Origin of the sequence: Pseudomonas sp. SAR267 (assembly GCF_052077595.1) — a bacterium.
Lineage (GTDB): Bacteria > Pseudomonadota > Gammaproteobacteria > Pseudomonadales > Pseudomonadaceae > Aquipseudomonas > Aquipseudomonas vlassakiae.
The window spans coordinates 2,057,743-2,074,426 of sequence record NZ_JBQIHU010000001.1; the positions used below are offsets into that span (position 1 = coordinate 2,057,743).

Genomic DNA, 16,684 nt, shown 5'->3' on the forward strand with positions numbered 1-16,684 from the left:
GGGTCAGTCACAGGCCTGGTCAGACTTGTTCAAGCATCAGGCCGGAAATACGCCGTACCTTGCGCAGCACCGCTTCCTCGAAAATGCCTTGGCGCGGCTCGATCAAGCTGAAGCAATGCTTGGCCCGGGTAATGCCGGTGTACACCAGTTCCTTGGTCAGCACCGGGTTGAGTGCATCCGGCAGCACCAGCGCGGTGTGGCTGAACTCGGAGCCCTGGGACTTATGCACCGTCATGGCGTAAACGGTCTCCACCTCGTTGAGGCGGCTGGGCAGCACGAAGCGCACCCCACCACTGCCGTCGTTACGCGGGAAAGCCACACGCAGCAGCGCTTCACCGTGCTCGTCCGGCAAGCGCAGGGCGATACCAATGTCGCCGTTCATCAAGCCCAAGCCGTAGTCGTTGCGCGTCACCAGCACCGGGCGACCTTCATACCACGGTTGCTGGTTGTCGATCAGCCCGGCATTGTGCAGCACCCGCGCCACACGTTCGTTGAGGCCTTCGACACCCCAGGGCCCCTTGCGCACGGCGCACAGCAGCTGGAAGTCTTCGAAACTGCGCAGCACCCTGCCAGCCCACTGTTCCCAGCGCGGATCGTCGAAAGCGCTTCCCGGTGCGGGGCGATGGCGGCCAATGGCACGCAGGTAGCTGCGATAGCCTTGAGGCCCTTCGTTACCGCGGTCGAGGCCGTCGAGAATCAGGCGGTCGAAAGCCCGGTCCTGCTCACCGCGCAGCGCCAGGCCGAACACGTCCGCTGGCGGCATGCTCAGCAGGTCGCGTGCCGCCTGGGCCTCCTGGCGGTTGACCAGGCGCGCCAGCTGGCCGATGCCACTGCCTTCACCAAAACGTCGCGAGAAGCGCAGCATCACCACTTGCTGGGCTAGGGGATTGCGTTGCGCATCGCCGGTTTTCAGGCCACTGGCGGCCAGCGAGTGGCCACCGATCCGTTCCAGCCAGGCCTGGGTCGCGGGCGAATAGCAGCCCTCCTCGGCATCCCGGCACAGGTCACCGAGTACGGCGCCAGCCTCGACTGAAGCCAGCTGGTCCTTGTCCCCGAGCAGAATCAGCCGCGCCTTGGGCGGCAATGCCTCCAGCAAGTTGGCCATCATCTCCAGGTCGATCATCGACGCCTCGTCGACCACCAGCACATCCAGCGGCAGCAGATTACCGGCGTGGTGCCGGAAGTGCCGCGAGCCAGGGCGGCTGCCGAGCAGGCGATGCACGGTGCTGACGTCGGTGGGGATCTGCCTGCGCACCTCGGCGCTGACCTGCAACCGTTCAACCTGCTGGCCAATGGATTCGGTCAGGCGTGCGGCGGCCTTGCCGGTCGGCGCGGCCAGGCGAATACGCAGCGGCCTGCCCTGCTCCACCGCAGGTGCCTGTAGCAGCGCCAACAGCCGCACCACCGTGGTGGTTTTGCCGGTGCCAGGGCCGCCAGTGATGATGCTGAAGCCTGCACGGGTAGCCAGGGCGCAGGCGAGTTTCTGCCAGTCCACCTGCCCGGCCAGGGCGCCTCCGTCGAACAGCTGCGCCAGGCGCGCAGGCAGGTCGGCCGGGGTTGCTTCCTCCTCGCTCAGGCGCTGGCGCAGGGTCTGGTCGATCTGCCGCTCGTAGCTCCAGTAGCGGCGCAGGTACAGGCGCTGGCCGCTGAGCACCAGCGGGCGCGTGTGCTGGCCCGGCGTATTGCCGGCGGCCACCAGGGGGCTTGCGGCAATGCGCTGCAGCCAGGTGGGCAGGCCGAGGTTGGCCAGCAGCTGCGAGGGCAACAGCAACGGGCCGGTCAGGGCATCGCCTTCGGGTGGCAGGGACAGGGCGAAATCCGGCTCGGCGAGGGTTTGTTGCAGGTCGAGGCAGACATGCCCGTGGCCCAGCTGGTGGCTGGCCAGTGCTGCCGCCAGCAACAGCAACGGGTCACTGCCAGGGGCTCGCTCTTCAAGAAAGCTGACGAACGCCCGGTCGAGCGCACGCAGCCAGCCTCGCTCGACCCAGCGATCGAGCAACTGCAGCAGGTCCGCACTGTTGTGCTGGGGAGCCAGGGCCAGCAGATGTTCAGCTTGCAGTGGCGCAGGCAAGAGATCGTCGAGGGTGCGGCTCATGTCAGGGCTCCGGCAAACAGGTCCTGCTGCTCGGGCTGGTGCGCGCCCCGGAACAGCGCGTCAAGGGCCTCGATCAGCTCGCGCGGCGGCCTGGCAAAGTACACGCCGTGGCCACTGCTGCTGGCGCCACGCAGGAAGATGAACAGGGCACCGCCGACATGGCGGTCGTAATCGTAATCCGGCAGCCGTGCGCGCAACTGGCGATGCAGGGCCAACAGGTAGAGCACGTACTGCAGGTCGTAACGGTGTTCAAGGATGGCTTTTTCCATGGCCTGGGTGTCGTAGGCCTGGATGTCCGGGCCGAGCCAATTGGACTTGTAGTCCGCCACGTAATAGCGCCCGTCGAGCTCGTATGCCAAGTCGATGAAACCTTTGAACATGCCATTGAGCAAGGTTGGCTGCGCAGCCGGGCGAGCCGTGCCGGGGTAGGTATGCCGGGCCACCAGGCGGTCGAGTTGCTCGGCGTCGACGTTGTGGCTGGCGAACCAGAACTCCATCTCGATCTGGTAATGCTGGAGTTGCGCCAGCGTCAGCTGCGAAGGGCCGGCCGGCAGCGGCTCGTTGAGCAGGCGCTGCAGCCACTGGCTGAGTGTCGGAATCCAGCCGGTCCAGCCGCGGCGGTTGCAACGTTGGCCAACCGTACGTTCGATGAGCTTGGGGTTGCCGGCGACCTCGGCAAAGCCTTCACGTCCGGCCCACTCCAGCAGCCCATGGAGGAAGGTGCCCGGGTTGGGGCCACGGGGAAAGCGATGGATGTCGCCGCCGTCGCCGGGTACTTCACGGATCGGTTGGGTATCGGCAACTTCGTCATCGAGCAGCTGCTGGGCCTGTGAGCTGTCGGCACCGAGGGTCTGTTCACCCACGCGCAAGGCACTGTAGGAGGCGATCCACCAATGTTCGGCGGCGGCCCGTTGTGGCTTGCGTGCGGGTATCAGCTCGTGTTCGGCCTGGGACGCACGGTAGCGCTCATCACTGGCCTGCGGCAGGGCCGGGCAGGCAATGTGCTCACAGCCGGCCAGCAAGCTCTGCAGCCACTGCTTGAGGTGCTCCGAGCTGGGCAGTGGCAGGCCACCACCTAGCAGGTAGCCGAGCGCCGAGCGGTGCAGTTGCGAACTCTTCTGGTTGCCGCGCTTGAGGTCGGCGACACCCAGCCAGCAGGCGTGCTGGGCACGCGTCAGCGCGACGTAGAGCAGGCGCAGGTCTTCGGCCAGGCGCTCCTCGTCGGCCAGGGCGACCTGCGCTGCGTCAGGGGTCAACGTCAGTTGTGCGTTGCCCAAGCTGTCGTGCCAGGCCAGGGGCAGGCGGCTGCCATCCACCGGCTTGCTGGTGCAGATGAAAGGCAAATAGACCAGCGGGTATTCCAGGCCTTTGGACTTGTGGATAGTCACTACCTTGACCAGCTGCTCGTCGCTTTCCAGGCGCAGAATCTGCTCCTCTCCCGCTTGACCGGAATTGGCCAGGTGCTCGGCGAGGTGGCGGATCAGCGCCTGTTCGCCGTCCAGCTCAGTGGCCGCCTGCTGCAGCAGTTCGGCCAGGTGCAGCAGGTTGGTCAGCACGCGCTCACCCTCCGTGCGGCCGATCAGCGTGCGCGGCAATTCAAAGTCGTGCAGCAGGTGCCGCAACATGGGCAGCACACCCTGGCGCTGCCAGATCTCTCGATAGCGGCGAAAACGCATGACCCAGCCCTCCCAGACCCGCTCGTCCTGGTTCAGCTGGTCAAGTTCAGCCAGCGACAGCTCCAGGGTCATGCTGGCCAGGGCGGCCTTGAGCAGGCGTTCGGAGTCCGGCTCGGCACAGGCCTTTAGCCAGGCCAGCAAGTCATGGGCCTCCTGGGCGGCGAATACCGAATCCTTGTCGGACAGGTACACGCTGCGCACATCGCGGGCGGCAAGCTCGTTGCGCACCAACTGCGCTTCATGGCCATCACGCACCAGGATGGCAATGTCCGAAGGCTGGCATGGGCGCAGTTCGCCCTGGTCATCGCTGAAGCCGGTCACCCCGCGCTGGCCGCCATTCAATACGCAAACGATATGGCTGGCGCAGCTGGCTGCCAGCTGCTGACGGTAGAGCGTGCTGGATACCGGCTCTTCGCTTTCCAGCTGCCAGCAGTGCAACGCCGCACACGCCTTGCCGTCGATCAACAGGCGTTCACTGCGGCCCTTGGCGCGAACCTCGACGAACGGCAACGGGTTGTCGTCGGCTTCGCGGAACAGGAACGCACCCTTGCCCTGCTCGCGGCCTTCGGCCTGCATGAAGACTCGGTTGACCGCTGCAACCATCGCCTGGCTGGAGCGGTAGTTGGTGTCCAGGCTGTGCAGTCGACCGGCGGTGGCGCGGCGGGCCGACAGGTAGGTGTAGATATCGGCGCCACGGAAGGCGTAGATCGCCTGCTTGGGGTCGCCGATCATGAACAGGCCGGTGTCCGGGTTGTTCTCGCTGATGCGATAGATGCTTTCGAAAATGCCGTACTGGACCGGGTCGGTGTCCTGGAATTCGTCGATCAACGCCACCGGGAACTGCTCACGGATCAGCGCAGCCAGGCGTTCTCCCGACTCCGTGCCCAACGCCTGCTGCAGACGTAGCAACATATCGTCGAAGCCCATCTCGGCGCGGCGGCGTTTTTCCACTTCGAAGCGCGCCGCAACCCAAGCGGCGGCATGTTCAAGCAAGCGGGCATCCGGGCTGGCCAGGGCCTGCAGTTGTTGCTGCAGGTTCTGCATGGCATGCAGGGCCGGATGGTCGGGCGGATCGGTTTTCCAGGCTTCAGCCATCCCGGCCGGGGTCAGGCGGGTAAAGCCGGTGCCCAAGTCGAGCTCCACCGCTTGTTCATCACAAGCCCATTTACGCAGCTTCTCGAACCAGGGCTCGAAGTAACGCGCCTGCAGTTTGCGGCCATCGGCCTGTTTCGCTGCCACGGCGTCCTGGCAGATCTGCAGCAGTTCATCCGCCCATTGCGCCCACGGCGCCTTGAGTTGGCGCAACTGCTCGACGCGCTGTTTCAGCGCGGCATCGATCAGCGCTTGCGGTTCCGCTTCGTCCTGCTGTGCACGCACACGACCGAACAGCGGCCGGATGCGCGGCAGCAGGGCATCGGGACTGCCCCATTGGCTACGCACCCAGTTCAGCGCTTCGCCGTGCATGCCATAACAGAAGCGCCGCCAGTAGTCGCGCATGACTTGGCCAAGCAGGTCGCTGTGGTCGGTTTCCAGGCTTTGGGTGAACAGGCTGCCGCTGTCGAAGGCGTGCTCTCGGAGCATGCGCTGGCACCAGCCGTGGATGGTCGACACGGCCGCTTCATCCATCCACTGCACGGCAACTTCCAGGCGATTGGCGCAGCGTGGCCAGTGTGCTTCGGCGTAGTCGTCGCGCAGCTGCAGCAGCAGCGGATCGCCGCCTTCCAGTTCGCCGCGGAAGAAGCGCGCAGCCTCGGCCAGACGAGCACGGATACGCTCGCGCAGCTCCTTGGTGGCGGCATCGGTGAAGGTCACCACGAGAATCTGTGGCGGTAACAGTTCGCGGCCAAAGCCTTGCTCGTCGCCGTGGCCGAGGATCAGGCGCAGGTACAGTGCAGAAATGGTGAAGGTCTTGCCCGTACCGGCGCTGGCTTCGATCAGCTGGCTACCCTGCAGGGGAAAACTCAATGCCAGGGGGCGGGCCTTGGTCATGCTTGACTCTCCGGATTGCCTTGGGCCTGCCAGTCGGCGCTGAACAGGGGGCGGTACAAGGCTTCACACCAGCCTTCGAAAGTTTCGTCGGCGCTGAGCGCGGCGAAATCGCGGAACTGCCGCGCCAGGGCAACACTTTCGCTGCGCTCGCCAAAACTGGTGCGGCCATCCCCCTCGTAGGCACGGATGGCGGCGGCCATGGCCTTGTCAGGATCGTCCTGGGCCAGCCAGGCGAAAGCGGTCTTGGCGGCCACAGGCAACGGTGCATTCATCCCAGCCTGGCGCGCGAGTAGCAGGTGACCCAGTTGTTCGGCAGCCTGAGCCTGCGGCAAGGGGCCGAGCAGCAGGGTGATGTCGCTGGCCAGCAGCGCGCTGTGCAGGGGATAACCCGCAGCGCAAGCTGCCAAGTGCATCACCCAGCTGGCAATCAGGCGGTGCCACTTGAAGGTGTTGCGCCCGGCGCTGATTGTGTTGGGCACCGTGGTGATGCTCAACAGGCTTTGATCGTCGGCCTTGTAGACCCGGCCCAGCCAACCCTCAAGACGATGGTCCGCATGTTCGAAGTGGATCGGCAGCGCACCGTCGACCACCGTTGGCCAGCGCTGCAACAGTTGGCGATGACGTTGCAGCAGATCGGGCAACGGCTGGATCAGTTCGGCCTGCAGCAGTTCACCAAACCCTGCCAGAGGCAGCATGCCGCAGGCTTGCAGCCGCCGGGCCTGGGCCTGTAATGCGTGCTCGGCGTTATCCGGGTCGCTCAGGGCGGCGCCCAGCAGGCTCTCGCTGGCACTGTAGCGTTGCAATGCGTCCAGAACAAATGGCTCTTCATCTGGCGTGGGCGCTTCCAAGGCTTCGAAGAACACTTTCAGCCGCTGGCTGAAGAAATGCCTTACCGGGTGACGCAAGAAGTCCTGCAACTGAGTAAGCGTCAGCGCTTCATCGCTGACGTAAGGAGGCAGGTCAAGGTCTGGCTGCTCGTCGTCAGTGGTGTGCTGGTGCAGCAATTGCCACTCGTGGGCATAGCTGAACAGCGCACTGCCCTTCTGGAAATAGCGCGCACTGAAAGGCTGCAGCGGGTGCTCCTGAGTCAATGCGTGGAGCAGGTGCTCACCGTCAGCATCACCCTTGAGGCGCCAACCGGCAGCCAGGTGATCGCGTAGCTGGCCGATCAACACCGAGGCGGGCCGCTCGCTGTTATCACGGATGCTACGACCCACCCAGCTGATATAGAGCTGGTCACGTGCCGACAACAGCGCTTCGAGCAGCAGATAGCGGTCGTCCTCGCGACGCGAACGATCACCGGGGCGGTAGTCGCTGGCCATCAGGTCGAAGTCCAGCGGCGGCTGGGCGCGGGGGTAGTCGCCATCATTCATACCCAGCAAACAGACGACGCGGAACGGAATGGCCCGCATTGGCATCAAGGTGCAGAAGTTCACCGAACCTGCGAGAAACCGCTGGGACAGCTTGCCTTCGTCGAGGCCCGACAGCCAGGCCTCGCGGATCACCGTGAGTGGCAGCTGGTCTTGCAGGCCTACGGTTTCGCAGACTTCCAGCCAGCTATCACGCAATTCCTGCAGTTGCATCAGCAGGTATTCGTCGTGCTCCTCCTCGGCAAGGAAGAACACTTGCAGCAACGCGTTGAGGCGATCCCCCCATTCACTGGCAGTGGCAGGTTGAGACAAGGCCTGGTTGGCCACATCGAGGGCATCGAGCAGTGCGACCAGCGGGCCGATCAAGGCGGCATCCAGGCCGCCGATTTCATCGTAAGGTTCGATGCCATCGCACCCCTCTCCCACGCCAACCGCGTAGCCCAGCAGCATGCGCCGCAGGCCGAAGCGCCAACTGTTCTGCTCAAGGCCCTGAGGCAACCCGAGGGTGGCGCGCTGGTCGGCGTTCAACCCCCAGCGAATACCCGCGCCTTCGATCCAGCGGTGCAGGGTGGGCAGGTCGCTTTCGCGGATGCCGAAACGCGCGCGGACCGCCGGAACGTCGAGCAGGTCAAGCACCTCGCTGACGGCGAAGCGGCTGTCGGGGAGCTTGAGCAGGTGCTCAAGCGCGATCAGCAGCGGATCACGGCCACGCTGGCCTTGGTCGGTCAGGGTAAACGGGATGTAGCGCGGGTCGTTGCGCTGCAATTGCCCGAACACCGCGCGGATATGCGGCGCGTAAGTGTCGATTGCCGGGAGCATGACGATGACGTCACGCGGGCGTAGCGCAGGATCGGCGCTGAAGCGGGCCAGTAGCTGATCGTGGAGGATTTCCACCTCACGCTGCGCGCTGTGTGCCACGTGGAAACGCACCGAACGGTCCTTGGCCAGGTTGACCTCGGGCCACAGCTCGCGGCTTTCAGCAAGTGGGCGCAGTTCAAGAATGTCGTCCTGAAGCTGGTTCAGCAGCGTGGTGGGCTGGCCTTCGCTGAACAGGTCGATACGGCCATCGCTGAATACGCCCTGGTAACTGCCCGGGTCGTCGTAGCTGTCCAGCAGGTTGATGTAATCACGGCCTTGCTTGCCCCAGGCTGCGAGCAATGGGTGGGCATGCTGATGCAGCGATTCGTCGTCCAGTTGCACGGGCATGCCTGGCTTGCGCTGTTGACGCTTGTACTGGTGACGCAGCAGGTCCTTGTCGGCAACGATGTCTGCCCAGTGGTGACGGCAAGGGTTGTGTACACAGAGCAATACCTGGCTGAAACGGGACAAACCGGCGAGCGCTTCCAATGCCTGGGCAGGCAAAGAAGAAATACCGAACACGATGACCCGCGACGGAAGTCCGTGAGGTGCGCTTTGCAGGCTGTTGATGCGTTCGATGAAGCGCTGGTGTACCCCTGCCCGGCTCTGCGCCATGCCCTGTTCACCGACATCTTCAAGCAATGCTCGCCACAGTTCGGCCTGCCAGCGGTTGCCTGGGGCGAGGGGCTTGCGCTCGCCACGGGCGGTATTGAGGATGTGCTCGCCGGCTGCCCAGTCCTTCAGCCAGTCGGCACGATAGACCTGGTATTGGTCGAACAGGTCGGCCAGGCGCTCGGCCAACTGATAGCGCTTGCGCAGGTCATTGTCATCGGTAAGAAAGCGACGCAGCGGTTCGAAATGCGGGCGCTCGATCAGTGCAGGCAACAGGCGCATCAGGCGCCAGGTCAGCGGTGCTTTGTCGAGCAGTGAAACTTCTGGGATCTCGTCGCGCCCGAGCACTTTGCGGTACAACTGCCACATGAAGCTACCGGGCAGTTGCACATCGATGGCGGCAGCAATCCCGCAACCACCCATGTCATCGTCCTGTGGGTCCTCGGCAAGGGCGAGCTTGAGCCATTGGGCGATGCCATTGCTTTGTACCAGGGCGATTTCGTTTTCCAGCGGTGCCAGCGGATAGCGGCGCATCCAACTCACGACCAGGCTGCGCAGGTCGTCCAGGCGGTTGCCGTGGACGATCATGAAACCTGGTTGCAGTGAGGTAGTGCTGGGCATGGAAAAGTCCCTGGGAGAATAATGGGGAACGATATCACGGCTGGCTGCCAATGCTGGGCCAGGTAAAAGCCAGAAAAGACAAAACCCCTACCTGCGTGCGCAGATAGGGGTTTTGCGAAATGAATCTTGACGATGACCTACTCTCACATGGGGAAACCCCACACTACCATCGGCGATGCATCGTTTCACTACTGAGTTCGGGATGGGATCAGGTGGTTCCAATGCTCTATGGTCGTCAAGAAATTCTGTTGCCAGAATGTCTTTTGAACACTCTTGGCTAATTCGGATATGTGAATTTGTGGTCTTGCGAACTTTCGGTTCGTATCATCTTCACCACCGCAATCTGCGCTAGCAAATTGCTTGGGTGTTATATGGTCAAGCCTCACGGGCAATTAGTATTGGTTAGCTCAACGCCTCACAGCGCTTACACACCCAACCTATCAACGTCGTAGTCTTCGACGGCCCTTCAGGGAACTCAAGGTTCCAGTGAGATCTCATCTTGAGGCAAGTTTCCCGCTTAGATGCTTTCAGCGGTTATCTCTTCCGAACATAGCTACCCGGCAATGCCACTGGCGTGACAACCGGAACACCAGAGGTTCGTCCACTCCGGTCCTCTCGTACTAGGAGCAGCCCCTCTCAAATCTCAAACGTCCACGGCAGATAGGGACCGAACTGTCTCACGACGTTCTAAACCCAGCTCGCGTACCACTTTAAATGGCGAACAGCCATACCCTTGGGACCGGCTTCAGCCCCAGGATGTGATGAGCCGACATCGAGGTGCCAAACACCGCCGTCGATATGAACTCTTGGGCGGTATCAGCCTGTTATCCCCGGAGTACCTTTTATCCGTTGAGCGATGGCCCTTCCATACAGAACCACCGGATCACTAAGACCTACTTTCGTACCTGCTCGACGTGTTTGTCTCGCAGTCAAGCGCGCTTTTGCCTTTATACTCTACGACCGATTTCCGACCGGTCTGAGCGCACCTTCGTACTCCTCCGTTACTCTTTGGGAGGAGACCGCCCCAGTCAAACTACCCACCATACACTGTCCTCGATCCGGATAACGGACCTGAGTTAGAACCTCAAAGTTGCCAGGGTGGTATTTCAAGGATGGCTCCATGAGAACTGGCGTCCCCACTTCAAAGCCTCCCACCTATCCTACACAAGCAAATTCAAAGTCCAGTGCAAAGCTATAGTAAAGGTTCACGGGGTCTTTCCGTCTAGCCGCGGATACACTGCATCTTCACAGCGATTTCAATTTCACTGAGTCTCGGGTGGAGACAGCGCCGCCATCGTTACGCCATTCGTGCAGGTCGGAACTTACCCGACAAGGAATTTCGCTACCTTAGGACCGTTATAGTTACGGCCGCCGTTTACCGGGGCTTCGATCAAGAGCTTCGCTTGCGCTAACCCCATCAATTAACCTTCCGGCACCGGGCAGGCGTCACACCCTATACGTCCACTTTCGTGTTTGCAGAGTGCTGTGTTTTTAATAAACAGTCGCAGCGGCCTGGTATCTTCGACCGGCATGGGCTTACGGAGCAAGTCCTTCACCCTCGCCGGCGCACCTTCTCCCGAAGTTACGGTGCCATTTTGCCTAGTTCCTTCACCCGAGTTCTCTCAAGCGCCTTGGTATTCTCTACCTAACCACCTGTGTCGGTTTGGGGTACGGTTCCCAGTTATCTGAAGCTTAGGAGCTTTTCTTGGAAGCATGGCATCAACCACTTCGCGCTCTAAAGAGCACTCGTCATCAGCTCTCGGCCTTGAGATCCCGGATTTGCCTAAGATCTCAGCCTACCACCTTAAACTTGGACAACCAACGCCAAGCTGGCCTAGCCTTCTCCGTCCCTCCATCGCAATAACTGGAAGTACAGGAATATTAACCTGTTTTCCATCGACTACGCTTTTCAGCCTCGCCTTAGGGACCGACTAACCCTGCGTCGATTAACGTTGCGCAGGAAACCTTGGTCTTTCGGCGTGCGAGTTTTTCACTCGCATTGTCGTTACTCATGTCAGCATTCGCACTTCTGATACCTCCAGCAAGCTTCTCAACTCACCTTCACAGGCTTACAGAACGCTCCTCTACCGCATCACCAGAAGGTGATACCCGTAGCTTCGGTGCATGGTTTGAGCCCCGTTACATCTTCCGCGCAGGCCGACTCGACTAGTGAGCTATTACGCTTTCTTTAAAGGGTGGCTGCTTCTAAGCCAACCTCCTAGCTGTCTAAGCCTTCCCACATCGTTTCCCACTTAACCATGACTTTGGGACCTTAGCTGACGGTCTGGGTTGTTTCCCTTTTCACGACGGACGTTAGCACCCGCCGTGTGTCTCCCATGCTCGGCACTTGTAGGTATTCGGAGTTTGCATCGGTTTGGTAAGTCGGGATGACCCCCTAGCCGAAACAGTGCTCTACCCCCTACAGTGATACATGAGGCGCTACCTAAATAGCTTTCGAGGAGAACCAGCTATCTCCGAGCTTGATTAGCCTTTCACTCCGATCCACAGGTCATCCGCTAACTTTTCAACGGTAGTCGGTTCGGTCCTCCAGTCAGTGTTACCTAACCTTCAACCTGCCCATGGATAGATCGCCCGGTTTCGGGTCTATACCCAGCGACTAAACGCCCTATTAAGACTCGCTTTCGCTACGCCTCCCCTATTCGGTTAAGCTCGCCACTGAATATAAGTCGCTGACCCATTATACAAAAGGTACGCAGTCACCTAACAAAGTAGGCTCCCACTGCTTGTACGCATACGGTTTCAGGTTCTATTTCACTCCCCTCTCCGGGGTTCTTTTCGCCTTTCCCTCACGGTACTGGTTCACTATCGGTCAGTCAGTAGTATTTAGCCTTGGAGGATGGTCCCCCCATGTTCAGACAAAGTTTCTCGTGCTCCGTCCTACTCGATTTCATTGACAAGAGATTTTCGTGTACGGGGCTATCACCCACTATGGCCGCACTTTCCAGAGCGTTCCACTAATCTCAAATCAACTTAAGGGCTGGTCCCCGTTCGCTCGCCACTACTAAGGGAATCTCGGTTGATTTCTTTTCCTCAGGGTACTTAGATGTTTCAGTTCCCCTGGTTCGCCTCTTGTACCTATGTATTCAGTACAAGATACTCAGCTTGTGCTGAGTGGGTTCCCCCATTCAGAGATCTCTGGATCACAGTCTGTTTGCCGACTCCCCAAAGCTTATCGCAGGCTACCACGTCTTTCATCGCCTCTGACTGCCAAGGCATCCACCGTATGCGCTTCTTCACTTGACCATATAACCCCAAGCAATCTGGTTATACTGTGAAGACGACACTCGCCGAAAATTCGCATGTTGCGCTTTCGCGCAGAACTCACAAATTTTACCTTAGCCTGATCCACCAGCAGTGAAACTGGTGTTCAGTCTATATCTATCACATATCCGAATTTTTAAAGAACGATCTGACAAAAGCCAGAAATCAACATTCGATGCGAATGCTCATTTCTGAATTTGATCAAGCAAGTAAGGTGTAAGTGGTGGAGCCAAGCGGGATCGAACCGCTGACCTCCTGCGTGCAAGGCAGGCGCTCTCCCAGCTGAGCTATGGCCCCGTGTACGGCTTAACTCTGTAATGGTAGGTCTGGGCAGATTTGAACTGCCGACCTCACCCTTATCAGGGGTGCGCTCTAACCAACTGAGCTACAGACCTATAACAGGGTCACTTTGCAACATCGTCTTTTACAATGAATCAAGCAATTCGTGTGGGAGCTCATCAGCAGGCTGATGTCGTCGATTAAGGAGGTGATCCAGCCGCAGGTTCCCCTACGGCTACCTTGTTACGACTTCACCCCAGTCATGAATCACACCGTGGTAACCGTCCTCCCGAAGGTTAGACTAGCTACTTCTGGTGCAACCCACTCCCATGGTGTGACGGGCGGTGTGTACAAGGCCCGGGAACGTATTCACCGCGACATTCTGATTCGCGATTACTAGCGATTCCGACTTCACGCAGTCGAGTTGCAGACTGCGATCCGGACTACGATCGGTTTTGTGAGATTAGCTCCACCTCGCGGCTTGGCAACCCTCTGTACCGACCATTGTAGCACGTGTGTAGCCCAGGCCGTAAGGGCCATGATGACTTGACGTCATCCCCACCTTCCTCCGGTTTGTCACCGGCAGTCTCCTTAGAGTGCCCACCATAACGTGCTGGTAACTAAGGACAAGGGTTGCGCTCGTTACGGGACTTAACCCAACATCTCACGACACGAGCTGACGACAGCCATGCAGCACCTGTGTCAGAGTTCCCGAAGGCACCAATCCATCTCTGGAAAGTTCTCTGCATGTCAAGGCCTGGTAAGGTTCTTCGCGTTGCTTCGAATTAAACCACATGCTCCACCGCTTGTGCGGGCCCCCGTCAATTCATTTGAGTTTTAACCTTGCGGCCGTACTCCCCAGGCGGTCAACTTAATGCGTTAGCTGCGCCACTAAAATCTCAAGGATTCCAACGGCTAGTTGACATCGTTTACGGCGTGGACTACCAGGGTATCTAATCCTGTTTGCTCCCCACGCTTTCGCACCTCAGTGTCAGTATCAGTCCAGGTGGTCGCCTTCGCCACTGGTGTTCCTTCCTATATCTACGCATTTCACCGCTACACAGGAAATTCCACCACCCTCTACCGTACTCTAGCCTGCCAGTTTTGGATGCAGTTCCCAGGTTGAGCCCGGGGCTTTCACATCCAACTTAACAAACCACCTACGCGCGCTTTACGCCCAGTAATTCCGATTAACGCTTGCACCCTCTGTATTACCGCGGCTGCTGGCACAGAGTTAGCCGGTGCTTATTCTGTCGGTAACGTCAAAACAGCAAGGTATTAACTTACTGCCCTTCCTCCCAACTTAAAGTGCTTTACAATCCGAAGACCTTCTTCACACACGCGGCATGGCTGGATCAGGCTTTCGCCCATTGTCCAATATTCCCCACTGCTGCCTCCCGTAGGAGTCTGGACCGTGTCTCAGTTCCAGTGTGACTGATCATCCTCTCAGACCAGTTACGGATCGTCGCCTTGGTGAGCCATTACCCCACCAACTAGCTAATCCGACCTAGGCTCATCTGATAGCGCAAGGCCCGAAGGTCCCCTGCTTTCTCCCGTAGGACGTATGCGGTATTAGCGTTCCTTTCGAAACGTTGTCCCCCACTACCAGGCAGATTCCTAGGCATTACTCACCCGTCCGCCGCTGAATCAAGGAGCAAGCTCCCGTCATCCGCTCGACTTGCATGTGTTAGGCCTGCCGCCAGCGTTCAATCTGAGCCATGATCAAACTCTTCAGTTCAATACTGCTTGGGTTTTTAAGAAACCCTAAACTTGGCTCAGCAATCTCAAATGACTATGTGATTTCTCGCATGGCCACTTGTGATGCTGATAATCTTTGTGACTATCAGTCCGTACTCACAAGCACCCACACGAATTGCTTGATTCGATTTGTTAAAGAGCGTTTGGTCAAGAGCGTTTCGTCTCAACCGAGGCGCGCATTCTACGCTTTCCCCAGAGCCTGTCAAGCGTTTATTTTGAAGTTTTTTGCGATAAACTCGTTTAGCTTCAAACACTTGGCTCGCTGCGATCTCTCGTAGCGGGAGGCGAATAATACAGCGTTTAAAACCGCTGTCAACCTTCATCTCAACCGCCATCGATCATTCGACCGAAGCGCCTCCAACCTCACCTTAACTACTTAACTCGTTGAATTTCAAGGAGTTTGTCGTTCCGATGTCGCTGGAATTGGGGCGCATTATAAGGAGATTCGAAACCCCGTCAACCTTTTCTTTCAAAAACATCTCAGAGCACCCTCCCCTGCCTACGGAAAATCCTCGTAAGGATCCGCGCAACAGCAGGAACCCGCATGAACATGAGTACAGCACCAATGCCTGCATAAATAGCCCACTCCCTCAGATCCGACCGAACGATCCACAGGAAGTGCAACAACCCCAGTCCAAGCACCCCGTACACCAGCTTGTGCAGCTTCTTCCAACGCGCCCCCAGTCGCCGCTGGCTATACCGATTCGAGGTAATCGCCAGCACCAGCAGGCCAAGAAAGCCGAGCGCCCCGACAATAATGTAAGGCCGCTTACGTAGCTCGACCGCCAACTGCCCCCAATCCAGTCCAAGAATAAAGAACAGATAGGCCAGGATGTGCAGCACGATATAGGCAAATACCCATAACCCCAGCTGCCGCCGCACCACTATCCAGCCCGACCAGCCCGAAAGCTTCTGCAGCGGCGTCATGCTCAAAGTCACCAGCAGGAAGGTCAGCGCTCCAAGCCCAAGGCGGTCCATGAAGATTTTCCCAGGGTCCGGGCCAAGCAGGCCCATCGCGGCCTCGTACAACCACCACACGGGAAACAGGCACCCCACGACAAAGATACCCAGTCGCAACCAGGGATAGCGCATCAATAGTTCTTCCGCAGATCGAGCCCGCTATACAGTGACGCCACTTCATCGGCGTAACCATTGAACATCTGTGTCTGCCGCACATTCGGACTGAACAGCCCACTGGGCAAACGGCGCTCCCGCGCCTGAGTCCAGCGCGGATGATCAACGGTCGGATTCACATTGGCATAGAAGCCATACTCATCCGGCGCCAACCCCTGCCAGGTTGTTCCTGGCTGCTCGGCCACCAGGCTGATGCGCACGATCGACTTGATACTTTTGAAGCCGTACTTCCAAGGTACTACCAGGCGTAACGGCGCACCGTTCTGATTGGGTAGCTCCCGGCCATACATGCCTACCGCCAGAATCGCCAAAGGATGCATCGCCTCATCCAGACGCAAACCTTCTCTGTATGGCCAGTCGATCAAGGCAAACCCCGAACGCTGCCCCGCCATGTGCTCGGGATCCTTCAATGTCTCGAAACGGACATAGCGCGCCTTCGACGTAGGCTCGACCTGCTTGAGCACCTGTGCCAAGGGGAACCCCAGCCACGGAATGACCATCGACCACGCCTCGACGCAACGCAACCGATAAATGCGCTCTTCCAGCTGGTAGGGTTTGACGAAGTCTTCCAGCGCATAGCGCCCCGGCTTGCCCACCTCACCATCCACCACCACCGACCAGGGCTCGGTCTTCAGGCTGTCGCCATTGGCGGCCGGGTCGCCCTTGTCCGGGCCGAACTCATAGAAGTTGTTGTAATGGGTGGCGTCCTTGTATGGCGTGATCGCCTCATCCTTGACCGTCACGGCCTGCCAACGTGCGGCAGCGAGCTTGTCGGTAAACCAGCGTGGCGCGGCGCCGGGCGCCACATCGGCATAGCGCGACACATCAGCTGCGCTCGCCCCGCCGGGCAATGCGCCCAAGGCCAGACCGGCCAGCGAGCCACCGAGCAGAGTACGACGGGAAAGGTAGATACCTTCAGGAGTGATCTCCGCTGCCTTGCAGTCGGAAGACCTGGGAAGCTTGATGAGCATGGTCGGCTCCACAGCACTGGATAACGGATGTACCAGTAA

5 protein-coding genes, 2 tRNA genes and 3 rRNA genes are annotated in these 16,684 nt (G+C 59.4%); all 10 read right to left on the reverse strand.

Translation table 11 applies throughout. The annotated features are described in order from the left end of the window. Positions 1–19: 19 nt before the first annotated feature. Positions 20–2,095, reverse strand: coding sequence for an exodeoxyribonuclease V subunit alpha (gene recD / locus ACTORR_RS09945; RefSeq protein WP_054886899.1), 2,076 nt, complete (start codon positions 2,093–2,095; stop codon positions 20–22). Then, entirely contained in the window at positions 2,092–5,760 is a 3,669-nt protein-coding gene (recB, locus tag ACTORR_RS09950; protein WP_286934254.1) for an exodeoxyribonuclease V subunit beta, read from the reverse strand. Before recB ends, recD begins: the two co-directional genes overlap by 4 nt. Then, the gene (recC, locus tag ACTORR_RS09955; RefSeq protein ID WP_286934256.1) at positions 5,757–9,221 is read right to left on the reverse strand and encodes an exodeoxyribonuclease V subunit gamma; all 3,465 of its coding nucleotides are present in this window, start codon (positions 9,219–9,221) and stop codon (positions 5,757–5,759) included. Before recC ends, recB begins: the two co-directional genes overlap by 4 nt. A gap of 124 nt (positions 9,222–9,345) precedes the next feature. Beyond that, a 5S ribosomal RNA gene (gene rrf / locus ACTORR_RS09960) occupies positions 9,346–9,461 on the reverse strand. A gap of 131 nt (positions 9,462–9,592) precedes the next feature. Further along, positions 9,593–12,485: ribosomal RNA gene (locus ACTORR_RS09965) — 23S ribosomal RNA — on the reverse strand. A 239-nt stretch (positions 12,486–12,724) separates the two neighbouring features. Then, positions 12,725–12,800, reverse strand: a tRNA-Ala gene (locus tag ACTORR_RS09970). Positions 12,801–12,821: 21 nt separating this feature from the next. Then, positions 12,822–12,898: transfer RNA gene (locus tag ACTORR_RS09975), tRNA-Ile, on the reverse strand. A gap of 85 nt (positions 12,899–12,983) precedes the next feature. Further along, positions 12,984–14,520, reverse strand: a 16S ribosomal RNA gene (locus tag ACTORR_RS09980). Together the 16S, 23S and 5S rRNA genes with 2 tRNA genes alongside form the textbook arrangement of a ribosomal RNA operon. A gap of 500 nt (positions 14,521–15,020) precedes the next feature. Then, entirely contained in the window at positions 15,021–15,632 is a 612-nt protein-coding gene (msrQ, locus tag ACTORR_RS09985) for a protein-methionine-sulfoxide reductase heme-binding subunit MsrQ (protein WP_286934348.1), read from the reverse strand. Next, positions 15,632–16,645 (reverse strand): protein-methionine-sulfoxide reductase catalytic subunit MsrP, encoded by a 1,014-nt coding sequence (gene msrP, locus ACTORR_RS09990; protein WP_286934351.1) that lies wholly within the window; start codon positions 16,643–16,645, stop codon positions 15,632–15,634. Before msrP ends, msrQ begins: the two co-directional genes overlap by 1 nt. Between the last annotated feature and the right edge of the window lie 39 nt (positions 16,646–16,684).

Bases quoted from the DNA above. Each gene is read 5' to 3' on its own strand.
- recD (WP_054886899.1), bottom strand. From the start codon at position 2,095: ATGAGCCGCACCCTCGACGATCTCTTGCCTGCGCCACTGCAAGCTGAA.
- recB (WP_286934254.1), bottom strand. From the start codon at position 5,760: ATGACCAAGGCCCGCCCCCTGGCATTGAGTTTTCCCCTGCAGGGTAGC.
- recC (WP_286934256.1), bottom strand. From the start codon at position 9,221: ATGCCCAGCACTACCTCACTGCAACCAGGTTTCATGATCGTCCACGGC.
- msrQ (WP_286934348.1), bottom strand. From the start codon at position 15,632: ATGCGCTATCCCTGGTTGCGACTGGGTATCTTTGTCGTGGGGTGCCTG.
- msrP (WP_286934351.1), bottom strand. From the start codon at position 16,645: ATGCTCATCAAGCTTCCCAGGTCTTCCGACTGCAAGGCAGCGGAGATC.